The organism is Amycolatopsis sp. NPDC045836 (genome assembly GCF_056431745.1).
Window position 1 is genome coordinate 292305 of record NZ_JBWKKF010000010.1, and the last position, 21921, is coordinate 314225.

A 21921-nucleotide genomic window follows, 5' to 3' on the forward strand; every position below is an offset into this window, starting at 1 on the left:
GGGAAGTGAATGCGATGAACTGGACCAACGGTGCCACCACCACCATCGCCGCCGCCTGCCTGGCCCTGGCCGCCTGCGGCGCACCCGATCCGGCGGAGGACCCGCCGGTGGGCAACACCGTCGAAGTGACCACCGGCCACCCCGGCAGCGACACCAGCGGTGACAGCGGCGGTGACGGCTCGACCGACTCCGGTGACGGCAACGAGCAGGCGGACGATCCGCCGGACGTCCCGAAGGGCCCCATCGGCTACGACAACACGCGCACCGGCGGCGGCCGCAGCCCGGAGGACGTCAAGGCCGACATGGAGGGCCAGCTGGCCGGCAAGTGCGGCCCGAAGCTGTGCGGGGTCAAGGTGGTGATCACCGGCGGCAAGGACTGCGTCGATTCGGTGACCCCCCAGCCGGTGCAGCCGGGCGGCCGGATCACCGTGAAAACGAAGACCTGTGCCGACGGCGAGCGCCCGGACCTCGAATCCGAATCCGCGGAGCCGGAATCGGAGGAACCGGGCACCGACGAATCAGCCGCACCGCCTTCGGCGGGCTGACCGCTTCGAGGGGAAGCCATGAGAAGGAACTGGATCGCCGGGGTGATCGGCGCCTGCCTGCTCCTCACCGCCTGCGGCGCACCCGGTCCGGCGCAGGACCCACCCGGGGTCGGCGGCGGCGAGGAGACCGGCACCCCACCGGACATCCCGAACGAACTCGTCGACTACGACAACAATCAGATCGGCCCGGGCAGCACCCCGCAGGAGGTCAAAGCGGGAATGGAGCAGCAGCTGGCCGAGCGGTGCGGGCCGAAGCTCTGCGGGATCAAGGTGAAGATCAGCGGCGACGGGAACTGCGTCGCTTCCGCGGGACCCTCACCGGTACGGGCCGGTGGCCAGGTCACCGTGAAGGCGAGGAAGTGCACAAAAGACGAGTTGCCCACCGGCGAACCGGAATCCGACGCGCCCAAGGCGCCGGAGTCGAAGCAGCCGGGGACCGGTGAGTCCGCCGCACCCCCGTCGGCGGGCTGAGCCGTGGCGCCCCCGCGGCACCACCGCCTGCGGCCGCGGCCACCGGCGCCCGCCGAGGAACCGCGCACCGGCCGCGCGGTCAAGGTGCTCGCCTCGGTGGCCGCGAACGTCACCCTGCTGACCGCGCTGCTGTACTTCTTCGGCCTGCTCTACACGCAGACGTACTTCAGCTACTTCCGGGTGCACTACACGCTGCTGGGCCAGACCGCGGACGAGATCTTCGGCCGCGGGGTCAACGGGCTGCTGCTGCCGATCGGGGCGGCGGCCGGGGCGGGCCTGTTCCTGCTCGGCGCCGTCCGGACGCTGCGGCACCGCCTGTCCGACACCGCGTGGGACCGGCTGCTGCGGGTGAGCACCCCGGCCGCCGGGGTGCTCGGCACCGTCCTCATCGGACTCACCGTGCCGGTGCTCGCCGACCCGGGCCCCTTCCGGAAGCTCACCGGGTTGCCCGGCCTCGCGCTGGCGGCCGGGGTGGTGCTGCTGGCCGGGGCCTGGCACCGGCTGGGGGCGAGGACCGGGACGAGGCGGTCCAAGTTGTCCGTGGCCGAATGGGTGTTCACCTACGTGCTGGTGGGTTTCGGCCTGTTCTGGGCGGTCGCGGACTACGCGCAGGTGGCCAGCGCCCGCTCGGCGTATGAGGAAGCGGCCGGGCTGGCGTCGAAACCGGCGGCGACGCTGTTCAGCGCGCAGAGCCTGCACCTCGTCGCCGAAGGGGTGCGGGAGGACGCTTGCGCCCAGCCGGACAGCGCGTACAAGTTCCGCTACACCGGCCTGAAACTGCTGCTGCAGTCCGGCGGGCAGTACGTGCTCCTGCCGTCGGACTGGCGTCCGTCGCGCGGCACCGCGTTCGTGGTGCCGCGCACGGACAAGCTGCGCGTGGAGTTCGCCACGGCGAAGTCGGCGCCCCCGCCGGGGTGCTGATCAGGCCCGCAGATCGTTGCCCCTGGTCTCCCCGGCCACCGACACCGCGGCGAACGAGAGCACGCAGAGCACCATGATGTAGAGGCCCACCGAAGGCGCCCAGCCGGTGTTCTGCACCAGCAGTTCGGCGATCGTCGGCGCGAACGCCCCGCCGAGGATGGCCCCGAGCGCGTACCCGATGGACACCCCGGAGTACCGCACCGAGGTGGGGAACAGCTCGGCGTACATCGCCGACATCGGGCCGTAGGACAGGCCGAGCCCGATGGTCAGCACGAAGATCGAGCCGCCGAACAACCAGATGTTCCTGGTGCCGATGAGCAGGAACAGCGGGATCATCCAGGCGAAGACCAGCGCGTAACCGAGCTGGAAGGTGCGGACGCGGCCGATCCGGTCCGACAGCGCGCCGCCGTAGAGGGTGAAGACCAGCCAGCCGGTCGAACCGACCACGATGGCCAGCAGCACCGACGGCCGCGACAGCTTGAGCGTGCCGGTGCCGTAAGCGATGAAGTAGGCGATCACCAGGTACCCGGCGGCGTTGTTGGCGACGAAGATCAGCGCGGTGAGCACCACCTGCTTGGTGTTGCGGCGGAACAGGTCCCGCAGCGGCGCCGAGGACTCCTGGCGGCGCCGCAGCATTTCCCGGAAGACCGGGCTCTCCTCGACCGCGCGCCGGATCGCGTAACCGAGCGCGATCAGCACCACGGAGAACAGGAACGGCACCCGCCAGCCCCAGGACTGGAACTGGGCGGGGGTGGTCACCGTGGTCATCAGCCACAGCACCCCGGTGGCCAGGATCAGCCCGACCGGCACGCCCACCTGCGGATAGGCGCCGAACAGCCCGCGGCGGCCGTCGGGTGCGTGCTCGACGGACATCAGCGCGGCCCCGCCCCACTCCCCGCCCGCCGAGAAGCCCTGCACGATGCGCAGCACGATCAGCACGACCGGGGCGGTCACGCCGATGTCGGCGTAGGTGGGCAGCGCGCCGATCAACGCGGTGGCCGCGCCCATCAGCACCAGGGTCAGCACCAGCATCTTCTTGCGGCCGAGCCGGTCCCCGTAGCGACCGGCGACGATCGCGCCGAGCGGCCGGAACAGGAAGCTGATGCCGATGGTGGCCAGTGAGATCACCGTGGCCAGCCCCGGCGCGGCCTGGCTGACCGGCGCCAGGAACAGCGGCGCGAGCACCAGGCTCGCCGCCTGGGCGTAGATGAAGAAGTCGTACCACTCGATGGTGGTGCCCGCCAGCGTGCTGGCCAGCACCTTCCGCTCCTCGCGCGAGCGCCGGGCGGGCGCTGCCGGATGTGCCATGCGAACTCCGTTGTCCGGTGGGCCGGTCGAACCGGGCCTACGGACTATACGGATCCGGGGCCGCCGGGCAAGGGGTTCCGCGCGTCGGTCAGCCTGCCACGAACCTCGGTGGTGGCCTCGATCGTCCGCGTCAGGAAGCGCGCGACGGTCCGCCGTTCCTCCTCGTCGAAGTCCTGCCACACCGCGGAAAACCGCTCCCCCAACGGCAGGAAGAAGGCCGCACCCACCTCTCGCGCGCGCTCGTGCATGCGCAGTTCCACCTTCCGGCGATCGGTCGCGCTCCGGTCCCGGTGCAGGTGCCCGGCCCGCTCCAGCCGGTCCAGCACCGAAGTCGTGGCCGAAGCGCTCAGGTGCAGCGCCGCCGCGAGCTGGCTCGGGCTCATCGGCGCGCCCCGCCGGGCCGCGTCCATGATGACCGCGAGGGCGTTCAGGTCGGTGCGGTGCAGGCCGTGGGCCTCACCGAACATCTCGGCGAAGCGGTCGGATTCCACGGTCAGCTGCCGGACCAGGGTGATCAGCACCTCATCGCCGGTCCCCGGCTGGTCAGCGGCCTCGCTCACGCCCGCGCCACCCCTCCGAGTTGCCGCGCACCGGAACCCGGCCTAGTGTTTCGAACATCGAAATATCCGTTTGCCGAAATAGTAGCTGAGGACATCCCTCCATGATCGCCGATTCACCCGTCCGGTCCCGCCTGCGGTGGCTGCTGCCCGCCCTGCTGGTGGTGGGCTGGCTCGCGCTCGGCGCGGTGAGCGGGCCCTACGCCGGCAAGCTCGCCGAGGTCGCCGAGAACGACTCCGCCGCCTTCCTGCCCGCCTCGGCCGAGGCCACCGAGGTCGCCGAACTGCAACGGCGGCTCGGCGGGGCGCAGGCGATCCCGGCGATCGTCGTGGCCGAGCGGACCAGCGGGCTGACCGAGGCCGACCGGCAGTTCGTCACCGAGCGGACCCGCGGGCAGGCCGGGGCGTCGCCGCTGCTGCCGGCCCCGCGGGACAACCAGGCCGCCCGCGTGGTCGTGCTGCTCGACCCGGGCACCGACCCGTCCGAAGGGGTGGCCGCACTGCGTGAAGCGGTCGGCACCGGCGTGCCGGAGGGGCTGACCGTGCTGGTCACCGGCCCGGCCGCGCAGGCGGCGGACCTCGGCGAGGCGTTCGGCGGCATCGACGGCCTCCTGCTCCTGGTCGCCGGGGCGGTGGTGGCGCTCATCCTGGTGATCGTCTACCGCAGCCCGATCCTGCCGTTCCTGGTGCTGCTCTCGGCGGTGTTCGCGCTCGGCCTGGCCAACCTGACCGTGTACCTGCTCGCCGACCACGACGTGCTCGCGCTGAACGGCCAGAGCCAGGGCATCCTGTTCATCCTGGTCTTCGGCGCCGCCACCGACTACGCGCTGCTGCTGGTCGCGCGCTACCGCGAGGAGCTGCGCGACACCGCCGACCAGCACACCGCGCTGCGCTCGGCCTGGCGCGCCACCATCGAGCCGATCACCGCGTCCGCGGGCACGGTCATCCTCGGCGTGCTGTGCCTGCTGCTCAGCGACCTCAACTCGAACAAGGGGCTCGGCCCGGTCGCGGCGATCGGCATCGGTGCCGCGCTGCTGACCACGATCACCTTCCTGCCCGCGGTCCTCGCGCTCTGCGGGCGCACCTCGTTCTGGCCGTTCCGGCCCGCGCTCGGCTCACCGCACCCGGAGACCGGCGGCGTGTGGGGCCGGGTTCCGGGCTGGATCTCCCGGGCACCGCGGACCATCTGGATCGTCACCGTGCTGGTGCTGCTCGGCGGTGCCGCGTTCCTGCCGCAGCTCAAGGCTTCCGGCACCGCGCAGTCCGAGGTCTTCCTCACCCCGGTGGATTCGGTGGCCGGGCAGGAGGTCCTCTCGCGGCACTTCCCCGGCGGCACCGGCTCCCCCACGGTGATCATCGCGAACACCGCGCAGGCACCCGCGGTCGAAGCGGCCGCCAGGGTACCGGGCGTGGCCGACCTGCGTGCCCAGCCGTCGGGACCGCTGACCGAGATCGAGGCCACCCTCACCGATCCGCCGGACTCGGCGGCGGCCACCGCCACCGTCGAGCGCCTGCGCGCGGCCGTGCACGCGGTCGACGGAGCGGAGGCCAAGGTCGGCGGCCCGACCGCGACCCAGCTCGACACGCGGCTGACCGCCGAACGCGACCGGCTGGTGATCATCCCGATCGTGCTGGGCGTGATCTTCCTGGTGCTCGCCCTGCTGCTGCGCTCCCTGCTGGCGCCGCTGCTGCTGATCACCACCGTGGTGCTCTCGTTCGCCACCACGCTGGGGGTTTCGGCACTGGTGTTCAACCACGTGCTGGACTTCCCCGGCGCCGATCCGGTGGTGCCGCTGTTCGGTTTCGTCTTCCTGGTCGCGCTCGGGATCGACTACAACATCTTCCTGATGACCCGGGTCCGCGAGGAGGCCAAGCGGCTCGGCACGCGGGAAGGCACGCTGCGCGGGCTCACCCTCACCGGCGGGGTGATCACCTCGGCGGGGGTGGTGCTCGCGGCCACCTTCTCCGCGCTGGCCGTGCTGCCGATCCTGTTCCTCGCGCAGATCGCCTTCATCGTGGCCTTCGGCGTGCTGCTGGACACGCTGGTCGTGCGGTCGCTGCTGGTGCCCGCGCTGGCCGCCGATCTGGGCGGGCGCATCTGGTGGCCCGCCCGGATCGACGCCCTCAGCCGGGCACGCCCAGCTGGGCGGACATCTTCGTCATCAGGTTCTGCTCGTTGAACTCCACGCCGATCCGGAAGTCCGGGCCGGTGATCCACAGCTGGTCGTCACCGGAGACCTCCAGCCCGCGGTTCACCGCGTAGGAGCCGAACGCGCGGCGGTGGTCGTGCAGGGTCAGCTCCATCACGCCCTGCTGGAGCACGCGCATGGTCCGCGCCGAGGTCGCCGCCGGCAGGCTCAGCTCCGGGTGCTCCAGCAGGAAACCGGCCCTGGTGCCACCGCCGGTCGGGCCCTGGTAACCGGACCAGCACCCGGTGGCGGCCTTGGCGGCCTCCATCATCAGCGAGGCGACGTGCGCCGGGTCGGCGGGCGAACCGGGCAGCGCGTCGAACGGGATCTCCGGTTCGCTCAGTTCGGCGATGCCGTGCCGTTCGCCGAACTCCTTGGCGCGCAACGCGATCTCCAGCACCTCGGGGCGGTAGCCGAACGGGTTGGCCCAGCTCCACAGCCAGGAGCGCGGGCCGGGCGCGGCGCTGCCGAGCAGGTGCACGCGGTCGCAGGTCAGCGGCGTCTCGCCGGCGAAGTCGAACCGCGGCTGCGCCAGGTCGACGTGCCAGGAGTGCTCACCGACCCGCTCGGACAGGTGCAGCTGGTGTTCGAAGGAGAGCAGGGCGGCGTCGTCCTGCAACTGGAGAAACGTGGGCATGGCGCGGAGCCTAGCGAGTCCGCAACCGCCAGAGGGGTGTTTTCCGGCGATCACGTACTGCGGTTGCCGGAGGCACTCCACGCGATCAGCTTGCCCATGTTCGCCACGAAGGTGCTCGTGCTGATCACCAGCGGCCGCTCCTGCGGCTGGTACGGCGGCTCCTCCGGCGGGCTCGCCGGGTCGTACGGCGACGTGTCGAACAGGTCCCCCACGTGCTTGCTCATGTACGCCTTGCCGGGGTACGGGGTGGACGGTGCCGGGCCGCGGTACGGGTTCGTGGTGGCCTCCGAAGCGGTGAGCCAGTAGTCGTTGCCACCGAGCTTGCCGACCAGTGCGGTGGCGTCGGCGTCCGAGACGACCGGGAGCGGGAGCGGGGCGTCGCGGAACAGGTCGGTCAGCTGGAGGTCGCGCAGCGAGAAGTACCCCGGCAGCGGGATCGCCCCACCGCCCAGCGGGGACCGGCCCTTCAGGTCGGCGACTTCGCGCGGGGTGAGCGCCATCAGCTCGTCGTAGGTCTTCCGCAGCGCGGTGGTGTCGACCGAGCGGCCGCCGGAGTAGTGGCTGAGCGTGGCCCGGTGGTCGTAGTCGGAGTAGTACGCGCCGTTGCGCACGTTCGACCCGAAGCGGTGCACGAACCGCGCCCGGTTGGTGCCCAGCTCGACGAAGGTCGGGTGCGTCCGCCCGGCCAGCAGCGGGTTCTCCCCCAGCTGCTCGGCGGTGAGCCGGCAGCTGTCCAGCCACGCCAGCGCGGACGGCACACCGTCCAGGCAGGACCGGTCGCCGGTGAGCCGGAAGTAGTGGAACAGCTGCTGCACGTTGGTCTGCGTGGTGTGGGTGGCCAGCGCCCTCGGCTCGTAGGAACGCGCCCCCGCCGGTGCCCCCGCCGGACGGCCACCCGCCGCGCGGGCCAGGTGCTGCAGGCCCCAGCCCGCCTGCGGTCCCGGCTGCTGGAGCCGCCGCAGGCAGCCCATCGCCCGGCGGACCGGTTCGGCCAGTTCGGTCTTGCCCAGCGTGGTCAGGCACATCAGCAGGAACTTGATGTTCTCCCCGAGCACGTCGTCGTTGAAGGTGACGTGACCGGTGTAGTCGCCGTCCTCCATGCCGTGCCGGACATCGGCGGGCAGCCACGGCGGCAGCACCTCCGGCCACGGGGTGTCCGAGACGGCTCGGGGCACGCGGGGGAAGCGCTGGGGCCAGCCGCCGTCGGTGATGCCGCCCTTGAGCTGGGCCTTCAGCAGGAACCGCAGGACCCGGTCGAGCGCCGCCCGGAAGCGGGGGTCGCGCCGCTCCAGGTACAGCCGCAGGATCAGCTGCGCGGCGGTGGCGGTCCCGGCGTCGTCGAAGGTGGCGTTGCCGTAGTAGTGCTGGAACTCCTCGAGCCGCCAGCCGCCGGCGCCGACCGTTTCGTACCACCGGCGCAGGTGGTGCTCACCGGCGAAGTCGTGCACGTAGTTCCAGCCGCCGCCGGGCAGCTGCACCTCGGCCAGGGCGAGGCCGGTGCGTTCGGCGGCGCGCCAGAACACCTCGTCGCCGGTGGCGTGGTAGGCGTCGAGCAGGCTGTGCCCGACCGACGGCGTGCCCGGCGGCTGCACCCAGCACATGGTGCGCTCAGCCGCCATCTCGCCCCAGGTGCGGGAGAGGTCGGGCAGGTAGCTCCAGACGTAACCACCGCGGTGCGACAGGTGCTCGTCGAAGAACACCGCGGCCCGGCGCATCGCGGCGAGCACGCCGGGAACGGGTGCGGCGGTGGCCGGTGGGCCGGCGGCGAGCGTGACCACGGGCACCGCCGTGGTGAGGAAACCGAACTGACGACGCGTGATGCCCATGCCCGAAAGACCCTTCCCGCGACCGGTTGAATTCATATATGTGAACAATGTCCACATTTGTAAACGACAGCTTGGCCGGGTGAGCCCTCCCCGTCAATCACTTGTCCGCTCAGTGAACGAGGGTGAGCACCAGCGACGCCCCGCTGAGCGCGAGGAGGCCGGCCGGGAACGGCAGCGAGCCCAGCACGCGGGCCCGCAAGTGCGCCAGCACCGCGCCGGTGAAGAACAGCACCAGCCCCACCCCGGCCGCGACGCCGAGGGCGCGCAGGCCGAGCAGGCCCGCGGCCAGGCCGAGCGCGCCGGCCAGCTTGGCGGTGCCGAGCAGCGGCAACCACGACGGCGGCACGTCGACCTTGCCGGAGTTGGCCAGCACGAAATCGGCCCGCAGGTAGTCGGCGACGGCGAAGAACAGGTTGATCGCGACGGTGGTGCCGGTGATCAGGTAGAACGCGAGGGTCACGGGATCTCCTTGCCGTGGAGGGGGCTCTGCTCCCCTGACGGCCCGGCCGCGGCGAAGGTGACTCAGGCGCCCTGGAACGCCGCGCGATAGGTCTTCGGGCTGATGCCGACGACCCGCTTGAACCGGTCGCGGAACGCCGTCGGCGAGCCGAAACCGACTTCCCCGGCGATGCGGTCGACCGGGTGCGCAGTGGCTTCGAGCAGCTGCTGCGCCCGGCGGATCCGTGCACGCAGCAGCCACTGCACCGGCGTGGTGCCGGTCTGCTCGCGGAACCGGCGGTTGAGCGTACGGGCGCTCATCCCGGCGTGAGCGGCGATGTCGTCCAGCGACAGGTCGTCGGCGGAGTTCTCCTCCATCCAGCGGAGCAGCGGTTCCAGCATCGAACCGCGTGGTGTCGGTGGCTGCTCGTGCACGACGAACTGCGCCTGCCCGCCCTCGCGTTCCAGCGGCATCACCGACAGCCGGGCCGCATCGGCCGCGACGGCGGAGCCGTGGTCGCGGCGGATCAGGTGCAGGCAGAGGTCCAGCCCGGCCGACGCCCCGGCCGAGGTGAGGAACTGACCGTTGTCCACGTACAGCACGTCCGGATCGACCTCGATCGCCGGGTGACCGGCGGCGAGGGCCGCCGCGCACGCCCAGTGGGTGGTGGCCCGCTGACCGTCGAGCAGGCCGGTCCGGGCGAGCACCAGCGCTCCCGCGCAGATCGAGGCGAGGCGCGCACCCCGCGCCGCGGCCTGCCGGAGGGCGTCGAGCACTTCCAGCGGCACCTCGGCCGGCTCCTCGCACCCCGGCACGATGACCGTGCCCGCACCGGCCAGCCCGTCCAGGCCCCACCGCGGTTGCAGGGTGAACGCCCCCGCGTCGATGCTCGGCGCGGCTCCGCACACGCGCACCTCGTAGGCGGGGTCACCGCCGGGCAGCCGGGTGCGGGTGAACACCTCGATCGGCGTCGACAGGTCGAACGGAACGACCCCGTCCAGCGCGAGAACGGCCACCGTGTGCATGCGGCCAGGTTAGCCAGGCGTGCACCGGTACCGGTCCGGAGCAGGTGCTCAGGTCGGCGAAGGCGCACCAGGCGGGCCGCCGCTTCGGCAGGTGACCCGACGGCACCCCGGCGCCCGCGACCGTCTCCCGGTAGGCGGGCACGGCCTCGGTCGGACGGCGGGTCAGCGCCGGATCGGTGAGGGCGTCCACTGGGTACAGGCCGAACCGCGGGCGGTGGCTGCCCCACTCGTAGTTGTCGGTGGTGCTCCGGTAATTGGACCCGATCGGCTTGAGCTGCCCGCCAGGATCTGCTCGCTGGCGTCCCCGGTGCGGTGCCCACCTCGTAATCGGCGAGGTCGATCGCCTGTTCTCCACGGTGTGCCGCCGCACGCGGTGAGCGTGGCGGCCAGAACCAGCCCGAGGCCGGGCCGTGCCCATCGCGGACGCCGATGTCTGTCCAAAGTCGACACGGCATGGATTGATACCTTCGCTGCATGACGTTCACCCTGGAACAGCTGCGGGGATTCGTCGCCGTCGCCGAGGAGCTGCACTTCGGGCGGGCGGCGGCGCGGCTGAAGATGACCCAGCCGCCGCTGAGCCGCCAGATCCAGAAGCTCGAACGCGCGGTGGGCGCCCAGCTGCTGGTCCGCGACAACCGCCGCGTGGAGCTGACCGCGGCGGGCGAGGTGTTCCTGCTGGAGGCGCGGCGGCTGCTGTCGCTGGCCGACGCCGCCCCCGAACTGGCGCGCCGGGTGTCGTCGGGCTCGACCGGCATGGTGCGCATCGGCTTCACCGCGGCCTCGACCTACGGTGTGCTCGGGCGCCTGCTCAACCGGCTCAGCGCGGAACTGCCCGAGGTCGACGTGGACCTCGGGGAGATGGTCACCCGCGAGCAGGTGGCCGGGCTGCGCAACGAGGAGATCGACCTGGGGCTCGCACGGCCGCCGTTCGACCACAAGACGTTCAGCTCGCACCTGCTGCACCGCGAGGCGATGCTGGTCGCCGCGCCCACCGGGCACCTGCTGCTCGGACTGGGCCGGGAGGTCACCGCCGCCGACGTGGCCGACGAGCCGGTGATCATGCACTCCCCCACCGAGGCCCGCTACTTCTACGACCTGGTGGTCGGCATCGTGCCGATCGCGCACCAGAACACCGTGCACACGGTCAGCCAGGTGCTGACCATGCTGTGGCTGGTGGCGGCCGGGCGCGGCATCGCCTTCGTGCCCGCTTCGGCGGCCCGGCTGTCCATCGCCGGGGTCGGCTTCGTCCGGCTGGCCACCGCGGTCCCCCAACCGGCCGAGCTGCACCTGCTGTGGCGGCGCGACTCCCCGAATCCCGCGCTGTGGCGGGCGCTGGCGGTGCTGAAGGAGGTCACCCCGCTCACGTGATGCCCGGCGGGTATCAAGCTATGCGAAACAACACTTGGACAAGCATCGACTTCGGTACCTACGGTGACCGGGACCGCCGCACCACAACGCGGAGCCACCGGAACCGAGGGAACCAGACACCGTGACGCCGATGCAGCCCGACGCCCTGGCCGACCAGCTCGCCTCCGGGCTGCTGTCCTTCCCCGTCACCCACTTCGACGCGGAGTTGAACTTCGACGAGCCGCGTTACCGCGAGCACCTGGCCTGGCAGGCGAGCTGCGGCGCGGCCGGGTTGTTCGCCGCAGGCGGCACCGGCGAGGGCTTTTCCCTGACCGCGGCCGAAATCGACCAGGTGGTCCGCGCGGCCGTCGGTGAGGTGGCCGGCGCCATCCCGGTGCTCGCCCCGGCCACCGGCGCGACCGCGGTCTCGGTGGCGCAGGCCGAGGCAGCCGAAGCCGCTGGGGCGTCCGGAATCCTGCTGTTCCCGCCGTACCTGACCGAGGCTTCGCAACGCGGGCTCGTCGAGCACATCACCGCGGTGTGCCGGGCCACCCGGCTCGGCGTGGTGGTCTACAGCCGCGCCAACGCCGTGCTGTCCGACACCACCGTCGCCGAAGCCGCCGAGCGCAATCCGAACCTGATCGGGCTGAAGGACGGCGTCGGTGACATCGAGCGGATGACGCGGACCTACGCCAGGGTCGGCGACCGGCTGGTCCACATCGGCGGGCTGCCCACCGCGGAAACCTTCGCCCTGCCGCTGCTGCAACTCGGCGTGTCCACCTACTCCTCGGCGCTGTACAACTTCGTGCCCGGGTTCGCGATGGACTTCTACGCCGCGGTCCGCGCCCAGGACCGGACCGCCGTCTACCGCAAGCTGTCCGAATTCGTGCTGCCCTACCTCGACCTCCGGGACCGGTCGAAGGGTTACGCCGTCTCGATCATCAAGGCCGGGCTGACCGCGGTCGGCCGGAACGGCGGCCGGGTGCGGCCCCCGCTGACCGATCTCACCGAAGCCGAACTGGCCGAGCTGACCACGCTGGTCGAGAAGGCCGCGCGATGAGCGGGCCCGCCGTCGCCGGGGTCGAGGTGGTCCCGGTCGCCGGGCACGACAGCATGCTGTTGAACCTCAGTGGTGCGCACGGCCCGTTCTTCACCCGCAACGTGGCGATCGTGACCGACACCGACGGCCGCACCGGTCTCGGCGAGGTGCCCGGCGGTGAGGCGATCCGGCAGACCATCGAAGAGGCGGGCGCGGTGCTCACCGGGCAGCCGGTCGCGCGGTTCGCCACGCTGCTGCGCACGGTCGCAGCCACCTTCGCCGACCGCGACGCCGGTGGCCGCGGCCTCCAGACCTTCGACCTGCGCACCACCGTGCACGCGGTGACCGCGCTGGAATCGGCGTTGCTGGACCTGCACGGCCAGTACCTCGGGGTACCGGTGGCCGAACTGCTCGGCGACGGGCAGCAGCGCGATTCGGTGCCGATGCTCGGTTACCTGTTCTACATCGGCGACCGGGAGCGCACCGATCTTCCTTACGTGACCGAGGAAAACCCCGCCGACGACTGGGCGGAGCTGCGCCGGGAGCCGGCGCTGACCCCCGAGGCCGTGGTCAAGCTGGCTGAAGCCGCCCAGCAGCGGTACGGGTTCGCCGACTTCAAGCTCAAAGGTGGCGTGTTCCCCGCCGAGCAGGAGGTCGAGGCCGTGCGCGCGCTGGCCGAGCGCTTCCCGGACGCCCGGATCACGCTCGACCCGAACGGCGCGTGGGCGCTCGGCGAGGCGGTGGCGCTGTGCCGCGACCTGCACGGCGTGCTCGCCTACGCCGAAGACCCGGTCGGTGCCGAAGGCGGCTTCTCCGGCCGCGAGGTGATGGCGGAGTTCCGCCGCGCCACCGGCCTGCGCACCGCGACGAACATGATCGCCACCGACTGGCGGCAGCTGACCCACGCGCTGCGGGCCGACGCGGTGGACATCCCGCTGGCCGATCCGCACTTCTGGACGCTGCGGGGGTCGGTCCGGGTGGCCCAGCTCTGCGCCGACTCCGGACTGACCTGGGGTTCGCACTCGAACAACCACTTCGACATCTCGCTGGCCATGTTCACCCACGCCGGGGCCGCCGCTCCCGGGCCGATCACCGCGCTGGACACCCACTGGATCTGGCAGGACGGGCAGGCGCTGACCCGCCACCCGCCACGCATCGCCGGTGGCGCGGTCGCCGTGCCCGGTGCACCCGGCCTGGGCGTCGAACTCGACCGCGACGCGCTGGCCGCCGCGCACGAGCTGTACCGCGAGCACGGGCTCGGCGCCCGCGACGACGCGGTGGCCATGCGCCACCTGGTGCCCGGCTGGCGGTTCGACCCGAAGCGGCCCTGCCTGGTCCGCTGACCACGCCGACGAAGGAGCAACCATTGTCCGACCGGATCTCTTCGGTGAAGCTGTCTTCGGTGACCCTGCCGCTGCCCACCGGCATCAGCGACGCCAAGGTGCTGACCGGCAGGCAGCGGCCGATGACCGAGGTGGTCTTCCTGTTCGCCGAGATCACCGCCGAGTCCGGGGCCGAAGGCGTCGGTTTCGGCTACTCGAAGCGCGCCGGCGGCCCGGCCCAGTTCGCCCACGCCCGCGAGGTCGCGCCCGGCCTGATCGGTGAGGACCCCAGCGACATCGGCAGGCTGTGGACCAAGCTGGTCTGGTCGGGTGCCTCGGTCGGCCGCAGCGGGGCCGCCACGCAGGCGCTGGCCGCGATCGACATCGCCCTGTGGGACCTCAAGGCCAAGCGCGCCGGGCTGCCGCTGGCCAAACTGCTCGGCGCCCACCGCGATTCGGTGCGCTGCTACAACACCTCGGGCGGTTTCCTGCACGAGCCGATCGGGCGGATCAAGGACAACGCCACGCGCACGCTGGATTCCGGCGTCTGCGGCATCAAGATCAAGGTCGGCCAGCCCGACCTGGCCGAGGACCTGCGCCGGGTGGCCGCCCTGCGCGAGCACCTCGGCGACGGCGTGCCGCTGATGGTCGACGCCAACCAGCAGTGGGACCGGCCCACCGCGATGCGCGCGGGCCGGGCGCTGGAGGAGTTCGGCCTGGTGTGGATCGAAGAACCGCTGGACGCCTACGACGCCGAGGGGCACGCCGAACTGGCGCGGGCGCTGACCACCGCGGTGGCCACCGGCGAGATGCTGACCAGCGTCGCCGAGCACGACGAGCTGATCCGCCACGGCGCCGCCGACATCCTGCAGCCCGACGCACCCCGCATCGGCGGCATCACCCAGTTCCTCAAGCTGGCCACGCTGGCCGACCACCGGAACCTGCAACTGGCGCCGCACTTCGCCATGGAGATCCACCTGCACCTGGCCGCCGCCTATCCGCGCGAGCCGTGGGTCGAGCACTTCGACTGGCTGTACCCGCTGTTCGGCGAGCGGCTGGAGATCAGCGGCGGGCGCATGCACCTGCCGTCCCGGCCGGGTCTGGGTATCACGCTCAGCGAACAGGCGCGGGCGTGGACCACCGACAGCGTGACGGTGGACCGGGCTTCGTGACCACCGCCGGAACGCCGGGATCGCGCTGCTACCGGGCTGAGCGCTTCACGTAGCGGTGGGCGGGAACGGGGATCGGGCCGTCTTCGTGCGGGGCGGCGTGGTCGAACAGGCCCTCGTCGGTCCAGCCCTGCCGTTCGTAGAACCGGCGGGCCCGGGTGTTGCCCGCGACCACGGCGAGCCAGGCGGTGCCGTGGCCGTTGGCGGCGACCAGCCGTTCCGCCTCCGCCAGCAGCAGTTTCGCCAGGCCCGAACCCCGGTGCGCGGCCGAGACGTAGACCTGCTCGACCTCGTCGCCGACGACCATCACGAAGCCGGCGACCTCACCCCCGGTGTCCGCCACCACGGTCCGGGTCGACGGGTCCACCACCCGCTCGGCCGCGCGCACGCCGAAGGACTCCTCGGTTCGCACGGCGAGCAGGGCGCCGGGCACGTTGCCCAGGTGGGCGTCCTGCCAGCCGGGGTACCAGATGCGCGCGATCGACGCCGCGTCCGCCGGGGTGGCCGGGCGCAACTCGGGTTCGTCCATGCGCCCACCCTAAAACGGTGCGGCTCGCCGGGAGGGCACAACGCGGAGAACGCCCGTCAGCCGCGCGGGTCGAACGGGATGCCGTCCGGCTTCGCCTTCTCCAGGTTCGACTCGAAGGCGCCGTCCTTGATCGCCAGGCTCGCGCTGCCGAAGTTGGCGGAGGTGAGCTTGTCGCGGATGCCCGGCGGGAAGTTGTTCCAGCTCACCAGGTCCGGGTACTGCCAGGTGCGGTAGTGGTTCTCCGGCGGCTCGTCCCCGGTGGTCGCCTTGCGGAAGGCGTGCGTGCCGGCGCCGTCCTTGTGGTAGACGATCTTGGCGTGGGTGCCTTCCCACTGGACGTCGGCGGCGGCGTGCTTGGCGTAGTTGCCGTGTTCGGAGGTCGAGACGTAGCGGGCCTGGTCGCTCTGCACCCAGACCACCACGTGCTCGATGTCGTGGCGGTGGCCGAAGGCGTCCAGGCCGGGGATCGCCTGGTCCTTCTCGAAGTACAGGTCGTAGAGGTGGGCGCACCAGCCGTTGTTGCACTTGGCGCGGGCGTAGGAGTTCGTGTTGTCCAGATCGGACTGGTCGCGGCAGTTGCCGTTGAGCGCGCCGGAGTTGTTCAGCCCGGGGTTGAGCGTGCCGTCCGGGCCGATGGCGGGCGTCGGGTAGCAGCCGTCGGTGTCGTAGTCGAAGGCGGGCTGCCACTTGCCATCGGGCTCGGCGACGCTCCGCGGCAGCGCGCGGGGCGGTTCGGCGAAGGCGAGCGCCGGGGGCAGGACCAGGGTGAGCACGGCGGCGCCGATCAGCGAGCGGGCGCCGAAGGCGGCCCTGCGCCGCCAAGGGCGGCCTGCCGGTTCGGGGTGCTGCCGCGGACTGCCGGGGTGGGTGCGCATCGGGTGGCGGTTCCCTTCGCTTCGGCGACGACTCGACGAAGCGTAGGAAGGGATCGGGTCAGCCCACAACGGACCAAAGTCGGAATTTGAAAGACATTCACACTTTGGCTATCCAGTCCACAATGGACAACGGCGGCGACCGGCAGGGCCGCCGGATCAGCGCAGGACGTCGTCGAACTCGCCGTCCTTGGCGCCGGCGAGGAAGGCCGCCATCTCGGCCTGGGTGTAGACCAGGGCGGGACCGGCCGGGAAGCGCGAGTTGCGGACCGCGATCTCACCGTTGGCCAGCGGGGCGACCTCCACGCAGTTGCCCACCGCGCCGCTGCGTGAACTCTTGCGCCACTCGGCGCCGACGAGCTTGTCGGCCGCCATGCCGTTCGAAATCTGCTCCACTGCGATCTCCACCTTCCCGACTCAGGGGATGCAGATGCACGTGCATCTGACTGTGCCGATGACCATAGCACGCGCAAGAGCAGATGAAAATGCACGTGCATTAAGCCTTTTGCAGGTCAAAGGCGTGATGACCACTCGAACGGGGGACCGGTTACGGGTGATCGCGCTGCACGGGGTGGTGGTGGAGCGGAAAAAGCACCGGATCGGTTTCACTCTTCTGCGCAGGCCCACTCTCAAGCCGAGAGGGGTTCGGGAGGCGGGGGCTCAGCTCGGGAAGACAGGCCCGCTCGAGCTCGGTGGTGAGGAGGCCGGACTCGGAAGGCCCCTTGCCAGCTGGCCGGCCGGCTCCCCGGCTGGATAGGTTCGGCCGGTGGTGATCGTGGTGTTGCTGGCGGTCCCGGTGGGGCTGCTCATCGGGGCGGTCGGCGTGGGCGGGGTGCTGCTGCCACCCGCGCTGGTGCACCTCGGCGGCTTCGACGTGCACCTGGCCGCGGGCACCAGCAGCTGGTCGTTCCTGTTCACCGGGGCGGTCGGCACGCTGGCCTACGCGCGGCAGGAGAGCATGCCCTGGCCGCTGGCGGGCAGGCTCGCACTGGGCGCGGCACCGGCGGCGGCCGCCGGCGCGCTGGTCAACGGGCTGGTCTCCCCGCTGGTGGTGTGGCTGGCCCTCGGCGCCATCACGCTCGGGGCGGGGCTGCACCGGCTGCTCGGCACCGGCGGCGGGGAACGCTCCGAGCTGCCGGCGGCCACCGCGCTGCTCACCGGCGCCGTGGTCGGCTTCGGGTCGGCGCTGACCGGCACCGGCGGGCCGGTGCTGCTGGTGCCGGTGCTGCTCCTGCTCGGCGTGGCACCGCTGGCCGCGGTTGCGGCGGGGCAGCTGATCCAGCTCCCGCTGGCGGCGTTCGCGGTGCTCGGCTACAGCACCACCGGCTCCGTCCACTTCGGACTCGGCGCGCTGCTCGGGGTGGTCGCGGCGGCCGCGGTGGTCGCGGGCGCCCGGTTCGCGCGGCGGCTCCCGGCCGGGCGGCTGCGGCGGATCGCCGCGAGCATCCTGGTCGGCGCCGGGCTCTTCCTGTTCACCCTGCCGTTCCTGCCAACGTGATCCGGCCGGCGCCACCGAAGCCGAACAGCTGCCAGCACCGCAGGAACGACGGCGGCGGGTTCACCAGCGTCATCCCCAGGTCCGGGAAGGCCGTGAGCACCCTGGCCAGTGCCCGCATCCCGGCCACGTCGATGAACCGCAGGTCGTCGAAGGTCACCCGCATCCGCGAGGACATGCCCGCCGCGGTCATCACCGCCAGCTCGAACACGTCGGCGTTGGCGCGGTCGACCTCCCCGCTGATCCGCCACTCGCCGCGGCCGGTGCTGCCCATCCGGAACCCGCGGTCGTCGCGGTTCGCGCCGGACCAGCGCGGGTGCGCGCACAGCGCCGCGCCCACCGCGCCCGCGGTGAACCCCTCGTTGCGGTAGACGCAGATCACCGTGGCGCCCGCCTCGCTGACCACGCGGTCCAGGTCCAGCTCGAACTCCACCAGCGCGCGCTCGGAGAGCGAGTCCAGGCCGAGCTCCCGCATGTCCGCCACCACCCGGAGGCCGCGGAACCCCTCGCGCTGCGCGAGGCACACCTCCGCCCGCAGGCCGCCGACCAGGCCGGCGCCGAGCGAGAACGGGGCCAGCAGCGCCGCGCCGCGGCCCCACGGCTCGGCGGGCCCCACCACGAGCACCTTCTCCCCGGCGTGCCCGCCGCGCGCCCTGGCCAGGCCCACCAGTTCCTCGTACTCGGCCTCGGCATCGAGGGCCACCCCGACGTGGCCGTAGACGGTCGTCGGATCCTGGACGGACGCGTTCACGGCGGGAAGCGTAGACGCGCGGTGAACGGTGCCCAAGCAAGTTCGCCCGGGTGCAGGAACGGATCAGTCGTTCCGCGTGCGGACCAGTTCCACCGCTTCGGCCACGCTGCCGGTCATCGGCAGCACCTCGGCCAGGTGCAGCACGGTGATCGGCCGCACGACCGCCGGGGACACCGCCACCAGGGCGAACCCGGTGCCCTCGGCCCTGGCCCGGCTCGCCGTGCGCAGCAGCGCGTGCAGGCAACTGGAATCGCAGAAGCCCACGCCGATCATGTCGACCACCACGCCCTCGCGGCCGGCTTCGACCGCTTCGCCCAGCGCCTGCCCGAGGTCGTCGACGGCGGCCAGGTCGAGCTCACCGGTGAGCTGGACGAGCGTGACGCCGTCGCGCTCCGCCACCGTGACCGACCACAGCCCGCCGTCGGCGGAGCGGTCATCGGACTCAGCGGGCATGCGGGCCTCCCATTTCCTCGGCGCGGAACGCGCGGGCACCGGCACAGCTTAGGTGTCCCCGCCGCTGCCCTCGTCCGCCCCGGCCGCCGCTCCGGTCAGGTGGTACAGCGTGCCGGTCACCTCGAGCAGCCGGTCCAGGCTCCGGCCGCGGTTGTCCAGCCACAACGAGACACCGGCGGCGTCGGTGACCCGGCGGACCATCAGCAGCGCGGACAGGCCGCTGGAGTCGCACAAGCCCAGCGAAGCGCAGTCCAGCCGCAGGGTCCGGACCGCGCCGAGCCGGGCGGTGACCAGCTCGACCAGGTCGTCGGCGGTGGCGTAGTCGAGGTCGCCGTCGAGCCGGACCACCGCGGCGTCCTCGCCCAGCTTGCTCCAGGTGCAGATCATGCCGGTTTTCCCAGGTGTCCGAGCGCACGGGTGAGCAGGCCGCAGGCCCGGTCGAAGTCGCGCAGTTCGCCGGTGAGCAGGTCCAGCGCGGGCCACAGCGAGTCCGCCGGTACCCCGCGCACCGAGAGGACCTCGGCGGTCCAGGTGAGGAAGTCGAAGAAGAGGGTGTCGTCGCCGACGTAGAGCGAGGTGGCCAGGAAGTCGACGATGTGCCGGAGGTCCTCGGCGGTGTACTGCCGCTGGAGTTCGGTGTACTCGCGCATCGCGGGCACGCGTTCCTCCAGCCCGCCGTAGACCGCCTTGACCAGCTGCGGGGCCGAGCGGGTGACCAGCGTGTACTCCTGGTCGGCCAGGTGCGGCAGGTCGTCGAGCACCTCGTGGGCGCTCCTCGGTCTCGGCAGCGGACCGGCGGTGAGCCGGTCGGCGGCGGACCGGGCGTCGGGCGCCCAGGCGTCGGCACCGAGCAGGCGGGCGTAGCGGCCGTCGGGCCCGAAGGCGCCCCCACCGGCGATCACCGGCACCCCGGCGGCCTGGCAGGCGGTGATGGTGGCGTGCGCGGTGGGCAGCCGGGTGGCGATCGAGCCGGACAGCGCGACCGCGTCCGGGCCGGTCCGGTGCAGGTGGTTGATCAGGTGCGGAACGGGCACCTGGGCACCGAGGTAGTCCACGGCGAAGCCGCGCAGCTTCAGCGTCTCGGCCAGCAGGCGGGCGGGCAGCGCGTGCCATTCGCCGTCCACGCAGGCCACGGTGACCCGGCCGAGCACCTGGCGGGGGCGCGGGCGCGAGTGCACCGCGGCGGCGATCACCCGGTCGTTGATCGCGGTGGCCGCGTGCTCCTGCGCCACGGTGAGCCGGTTGGCCGCCCATTCCCTGCCGACCCGGCGCTGGACCGCGCCGACCACGTCGAGCAGGGCGGCTTCGAGGTCGAGCCCGGCGTCGAGCGCGGCGAAGACGGCCTCGACCGCGGCTAGCTCGTCTCCGGCGACCGCGGCGTCCCACAGGCGCTCGGCGGCGATACCGGTGGGACCGCTCATGTGGTGTACCTGCCTCGTCCGTGCCCCCCGACCACCGTCAGGTGCGGTCCGCGCGGCGCGGTGATCACCAGCACCGCCATGTCGTCGTGCGGGTTGCGGCCCGCCCACTCCGCCGCCAGCATCTGCACCCGCTCCGCGACCGCCTCGGCGGGCATGCCCGCGCATTCGGCCAGGATCCGGTGCAGGCGTTCCTCGCCGAAGTAGGTCTCCCCGAGCGGGCCGCCCTTCGCCTCGACGATGCCGTCGGTGTAGAGCAGGCAGCTCTCCCCCGGCCCGAGCACGACGTCGGCGGAGACCGATTCGAGTTCGGGCAGCACGCCGACCACGGTGCCCATCGTGGGCGTCTCCTCGACCCGGCCGTCCGCGCGCACCACCAGCGGCGCCGGGTGCCCGGCGCTGGTCAGCCGGAGCCGCACCCCGCCGGTGTCCCTGGTCACCGAGGCCAGCACCAGGGTGACGAACCGGGTGTTGTGCGAGTTCAGCAACGCGTCGTTGAGCAGGCCGAGCATGCGCCGGTGGTCGCCGGCCAGCGGCAGCAGCGCGTGCAGGGTGTTGCGGACCTTGCCGGTGAGCACGGCCGCTTCCAGCCCCTTGCCGCAGACGTCGCCGAGGATGGCCAGCGCCTCCTCACCACCCACGGGGTGCACGTCGTAGAAGTCACCGCCGACCCGGTCGGTGTCCTGCGAGGTCCGGTAACCGCCGGCGAACTCCACGCCGGCCACCGGCCGCAGCGCCGGCGGGAGCAGGTCGCGCATCAGGGTTTCGGTGATCGCGGTCTGCTCGGCGAACAGGCGGGCGGCGGCCATCGCCGCCCCGGCCCGCGCGGCGAACAGCCGGGCGAAGGTCTCCTCGGAGTCGGCGAAGGGCTCACGGCCGCGGTGGCGCAGCAGGATCAGCGCCCCGGCGGGCACGCCCTGGCCGGGCAGCGGGGTGATCACGATCGAGCCGACCTCGCCGAAGCCGTCGGGGACCAGCCAGTCCGGGGCGTGCTGCGGGTCGATCCACCGCGAGGGCACCGGCGGGAAGCCCTGCAGCGCCTCGCCGAGGCCGGGCACGTCGGCCGGGTCCATCGTGCGCATGGTGTGCTCCGGCTCGCCCCCGCGGGTGCAGCTGGTCACCGGGTGGCGCCGTCGCAGCAGCGGCGCCACCACCACCGCGGCGTCGGCCAGGTACCGAGCGGTCAGCTCCGCGGTCACCTCCATGCAGCGCCGGAGGTTCAGCGAGGACAGCAGCGCGTTGGACGCCTCGCTCAGGAACGCCGCGCGCTCGCGTTCGACGCGGAGGCTGGTCTCCTCGACCAGCCACCAGCTCACCCGGCCGTGCTCGTGCCGGACCGGGTGCGCGGTGAAGCTCCGCGCACCCACCTGCCCCGGCACCGGGGTGGTGGCGTCCGCCTCGGCCAGCCACGACGGCAGCGCGGAAGCGGCCGCCTGCCCGGCTGCCGCCCCTTCGAACAGCAGCGCCGCCGCCGCGTTCACCCCTTCGAGTGCGCCGTCGGGGCCGATCACCAGTGCGGGGCTCGGGGCAGCCGACCACGCCACCCCGGCCACCTCGGGGCTCGGGGGCGCGGCGACGGGTCGCTGCGACTCGTTCCTCACCCGAAGC

The 21921-nt window shown here is 72.4% G+C and carries 23 protein-coding genes; 9 read left to right on the plus strand and 14 right to left on the minus strand.

The window, feature by feature from the left end:
• Positions 1–14: 14 nt before the first annotated feature.
• Genes AC07EG_RS21500 through AC07EG_RS21510 form a run of 3 tightly spaced genes read left to right on the plus strand, consistent with a single transcriptional unit; the run spans position 15 to position 1937 of the window.
• Positions 15–545 (plus strand): hypothetical protein, encoded by a 531-nt coding sequence (locus AC07EG_RS21500; RefSeq protein ID WP_478254909.1) that lies wholly within the window; start codon positions 15–17, stop codon positions 543–545.
• Between the two features lie 18 nt (positions 546–563).
• The gene (locus AC07EG_RS21505) at positions 564–1016 is read left to right on the plus strand and encodes a hypothetical protein (RefSeq protein ID WP_478254910.1); all 453 of its coding nucleotides are present in this window, start codon (positions 564–566) and stop codon (positions 1014–1016) included.
• A gap of 3 nt (positions 1017–1019) precedes the next feature.
• Positions 1020–1937, plus strand: a complete 918-nt coding sequence (locus AC07EG_RS21510; protein ID WP_478254911.1) for a hypothetical protein — start codon at positions 1020–1022, stop codon at positions 1935–1937.
• Here the strand turns inward: AC07EG_RS21510 and AC07EG_RS21515 are convergent, their stop codons facing one another.
• Together AC07EG_RS21515 and AC07EG_RS21520 are read right to left on the minus strand one after the other, a co-directional pair.
• On the minus strand, positions 1938–3245 hold the full coding sequence (locus AC07EG_RS21515) for an MFS transporter (RefSeq protein WP_478254912.1): 1308 nt from the start codon (positions 3243–3245) through the stop codon (positions 1938–1940).
• A gap of 44 nt (positions 3246–3289) precedes the next feature.
• The gene (locus AC07EG_RS21520) at positions 3290–3805 is read right to left on the minus strand and encodes a MarR family winged helix-turn-helix transcriptional regulator (protein ID WP_478254913.1); all 516 of its coding nucleotides are present in this window, start codon (positions 3803–3805) and stop codon (positions 3290–3292) included.
• Positions 3806–3906: 101 nt separating this feature from the next.
• Here AC07EG_RS21520 and AC07EG_RS21525 point away from each other — a divergent pair, with 101 nt between their 5' ends.
• Entirely contained in the window at positions 3907–5982 is a 2076-nt protein-coding gene (locus AC07EG_RS21525) for an MMPL family transporter (protein WP_478254914.1), read from the plus strand.
• Here the strand turns inward: AC07EG_RS21525 and AC07EG_RS21530 are convergent.
• The 4 genes from AC07EG_RS21530 to AC07EG_RS21545 all read right to left on the minus strand — a co-directional run bounded on the left by AC07EG_RS21530 (position 5927) and on the right by AC07EG_RS21545 (position 9918).
• The gene (locus tag AC07EG_RS21530) at positions 5927–6628 is read right to left on the minus strand and encodes a DUF6882 domain-containing protein (protein ID WP_478254915.1); all 702 of its coding nucleotides are present in this window, start codon (positions 6626–6628) and stop codon (positions 5927–5929) included. The two genes, AC07EG_RS21525 and AC07EG_RS21530, sit on opposite strands and share 56 nt — an antisense overlap.
• A 50-nt stretch (positions 6629–6678) precedes the next feature.
• On the minus strand, positions 6679–8454 hold the full coding sequence (locus AC07EG_RS21535; RefSeq protein ID WP_478254916.1) for a pectate lyase: 1776 nt from the start codon (positions 8452–8454) through the stop codon (positions 6679–6681).
• 109 nt (positions 8455–8563) lie between these two features.
• Positions 8564–8914, minus strand: coding sequence for a DoxX family protein (locus AC07EG_RS21540; RefSeq protein WP_478254917.1), 351 nt, complete (start codon positions 8912–8914; stop codon positions 8564–8566).
• Between the two features lie 62 nt (positions 8915–8976).
• A complete protein-coding gene (locus AC07EG_RS21545; RefSeq protein WP_478254918.1) occupies positions 8977–9918 on the minus strand; it encodes a GlxA family transcriptional regulator in 942 nt (313 codons plus the stop codon).
• A gap of 474 nt (positions 9919–10392) precedes the next feature.
• Here AC07EG_RS21545 and AC07EG_RS21550 point away from each other — a divergent pair, with 474 nt between their 5' ends.
• The 4 genes from AC07EG_RS21550 to AC07EG_RS21565 all read left to right on the plus strand — a co-directional run bounded on the left by AC07EG_RS21550 (position 10393) and on the right by AC07EG_RS21565 (position 14798).
• Positions 10393–11286 carry a LysR substrate-binding domain-containing protein gene (locus AC07EG_RS21550; RefSeq protein ID WP_478254919.1) on the plus strand — a complete coding sequence of 298 codons (894 nt, stop codon included), beginning with the start codon at positions 10393–10395 and terminating at the stop codon, positions 11284–11286.
• 121 nt (positions 11287–11407) lie between these two features.
• Positions 11408–12325, plus strand: coding sequence for a 5-dehydro-4-deoxyglucarate dehydratase (gene kdgD, locus AC07EG_RS21555; protein WP_478254920.1), 918 nt, complete (start codon positions 11408–11410; stop codon positions 12323–12325).
• A complete protein-coding gene (locus tag AC07EG_RS21560) occupies positions 12322–13647 on the plus strand; it encodes an enolase C-terminal domain-like protein (protein ID WP_478254921.1) in 1326 nt (441 codons plus the stop codon). Before kdgD ends, AC07EG_RS21560 begins: the two co-directional genes overlap by 4 nt.
• Positions 13648–13670: 23 nt before the next feature.
• Entirely contained in the window at positions 13671–14798 is a 1128-nt protein-coding gene (locus tag AC07EG_RS21565) for an L-talarate/galactarate dehydratase (RefSeq protein WP_478254922.1), read from the plus strand.
• 28 nt (positions 14799–14826) lie between these two features.
• Here AC07EG_RS21565 and AC07EG_RS21570 read toward each other — a convergent pair whose 3' ends face one another.
• From AC07EG_RS21570 to AC07EG_RS21580, 3 genes are all read right to left on the minus strand, one after another.
• Positions 14827–15324 (minus strand): N-acetyltransferase family protein, encoded by a 498-nt coding sequence (locus AC07EG_RS21570; RefSeq protein WP_478254923.1) that lies wholly within the window; start codon positions 15322–15324, stop codon positions 14827–14829.
• Positions 15325–15380: 56 nt separating this feature from the next.
• Positions 15381–16199 (minus strand): NPP1 family protein, encoded by an 819-nt coding sequence (locus tag AC07EG_RS21575; RefSeq protein WP_478254924.1) that lies wholly within the window; start codon positions 16197–16199, stop codon positions 15381–15383.
• Between the two features lie 156 nt (positions 16200–16355).
• A complete protein-coding gene (locus AC07EG_RS21580; protein ID WP_478254962.1) occupies positions 16356–16571 on the minus strand; it encodes a DUF397 domain-containing protein in 216 nt (71 codons plus the stop codon).
• A gap of 391 nt (positions 16572–16962) precedes the next feature.
• Here AC07EG_RS21580 and AC07EG_RS21585 point away from each other — a divergent pair, with 391 nt between their 5' ends.
• Positions 16963–17694 (plus strand): TSUP family transporter, encoded by a 732-nt coding sequence (locus AC07EG_RS21585; protein ID WP_478254925.1) that lies wholly within the window; start codon positions 16963–16965, stop codon positions 17692–17694.
• On the opposite strand, the gene AC07EG_RS21590 is transcribed toward AC07EG_RS21585, so the two are convergent.
• The 5 genes from AC07EG_RS21590 to AC07EG_RS21610 form a co-directional block, all read right to left on the minus strand.
• Positions 17669–18442: an MEDS domain-containing protein gene (locus AC07EG_RS21590; protein ID WP_478254926.1), complete on the minus strand. Its 774-nt coding sequence runs from the start codon at positions 18440–18442 to the stop codon at positions 17669–17671. The genes AC07EG_RS21585 and AC07EG_RS21590 overlap by 26 nt on opposite strands.
• 63 nt (positions 18443–18505) lie before the next feature.
• Complete coding sequence (locus tag AC07EG_RS21595) at positions 18506–18895, minus strand: STAS domain-containing protein (RefSeq protein ID WP_478254927.1); 390 nt, start codon at positions 18893–18895, stop codon at positions 18506–18508.
• Between the two features lie 48 nt (positions 18896–18943).
• A complete protein-coding gene (locus AC07EG_RS21600; RefSeq protein ID WP_478254928.1) occupies positions 18944–19282 on the minus strand; it encodes an STAS domain-containing protein in 339 nt (112 codons plus the stop codon).
• The gene (locus AC07EG_RS21605) at positions 19279–20316 is read right to left on the minus strand and encodes a cobalamin B12-binding domain-containing protein (RefSeq protein ID WP_478254929.1); all 1038 of its coding nucleotides are present in this window, start codon (positions 20314–20316) and stop codon (positions 19279–19281) included. Before AC07EG_RS21605 ends, AC07EG_RS21600 begins: the two co-directional genes overlap by 4 nt.
• Positions 20313–21914 carry a PP2C family protein-serine/threonine phosphatase gene (locus AC07EG_RS21610; RefSeq protein WP_478254930.1) on the minus strand — a complete coding sequence of 534 codons (1602 nt, stop codon included), beginning with the start codon at positions 21912–21914 and terminating at the stop codon, positions 20313–20315. The genes AC07EG_RS21605 and AC07EG_RS21610 overlap by 4 nt, the downstream gene beginning before the upstream one ends.
• Positions 21915–21921: the final 7 nt, after the last annotated feature.

Bases quoted from the DNA above. Each gene is read 5' to 3' on its own strand.
- AC07EG_RS21500 (WP_478254909.1), top strand. From the start codon at position 15: ATGAACTGGACCAACGGTGCCACCACCACCATCGCCGCCGCCTGCCTG.
- AC07EG_RS21605 (WP_478254929.1), bottom strand. From the start codon at position 20,316: ATGAGCGGTCCCACCGGTATCGCCGCCGAGCGCCTGTGGGACGCCGCG.
- AC07EG_RS21505 (WP_478254910.1), top strand. From the start codon at position 564: ATGAGAAGGAACTGGATCGCCGGGGTGATCGGCGCCTGCCTGCTCCTC.
- AC07EG_RS21560 (WP_478254921.1), top strand. From the start codon at position 12,322: ATGAGCGGGCCCGCCGTCGCCGGGGTCGAGGTGGTCCCGGTCGCCGGG.
- AC07EG_RS21535 (WP_478254916.1), bottom strand. From the start codon at position 8,454: ATGGGCATCACGCGTCGTCAGTTCGGTTTCCTCACCACGGCGGTGCCC.
- AC07EG_RS21545 (WP_478254918.1), bottom strand. From the start codon at position 9,918: ATGCACACGGTGGCCGTTCTCGCGCTGGACGGGGTCGTTCCGTTCGAC.
- AC07EG_RS21595 (WP_478254927.1), bottom strand. From the start codon at position 18,895: ATGCCCGCTGAGTCCGATGACCGCTCCGCCGACGGCGGGCTGTGGTCG.
- AC07EG_RS21580 (WP_478254962.1), bottom strand. From the start codon at position 16,571: ATGGCGGCCGACAAGCTCGTCGGCGCCGAGTGGCGCAAGAGTTCACGC.
- AC07EG_RS21575 (WP_478254924.1), bottom strand. From the start codon at position 16,199: ATGCGCACCCACCCCGGCAGTCCGCGGCAGCACCCCGAACCGGCAGGC.
- AC07EG_RS21515 (WP_478254912.1), bottom strand. From the start codon at position 3,245: ATGGCACATCCGGCAGCGCCCGCCCGGCGCTCGCGCGAGGAGCGGAAG.
- AC07EG_RS21550 (WP_478254919.1), top strand. From the start codon at position 10,393: ATGACGTTCACCCTGGAACAGCTGCGGGGATTCGTCGCCGTCGCCGAG.
- AC07EG_RS21525 (WP_478254914.1), top strand. From the start codon at position 3,907: ATGATCGCCGATTCACCCGTCCGGTCCCGCCTGCGGTGGCTGCTGCCC.
- AC07EG_RS21600 (WP_478254928.1), bottom strand. From the start codon at position 19,282: ATGATCTGCACCTGGAGCAAGCTGGGCGAGGACGCCGCGGTGGTCCGG.
- AC07EG_RS21530 (WP_478254915.1), bottom strand. From the start codon at position 6,628: ATGCCCACGTTTCTCCAGTTGCAGGACGACGCCGCCCTGCTCTCCTTC.
- AC07EG_RS21570 (WP_478254923.1), bottom strand. From the start codon at position 15,324: ATGGACGAACCCGAGTTGCGCCCGGCCACCCCGGCGGACGCGGCGTCG.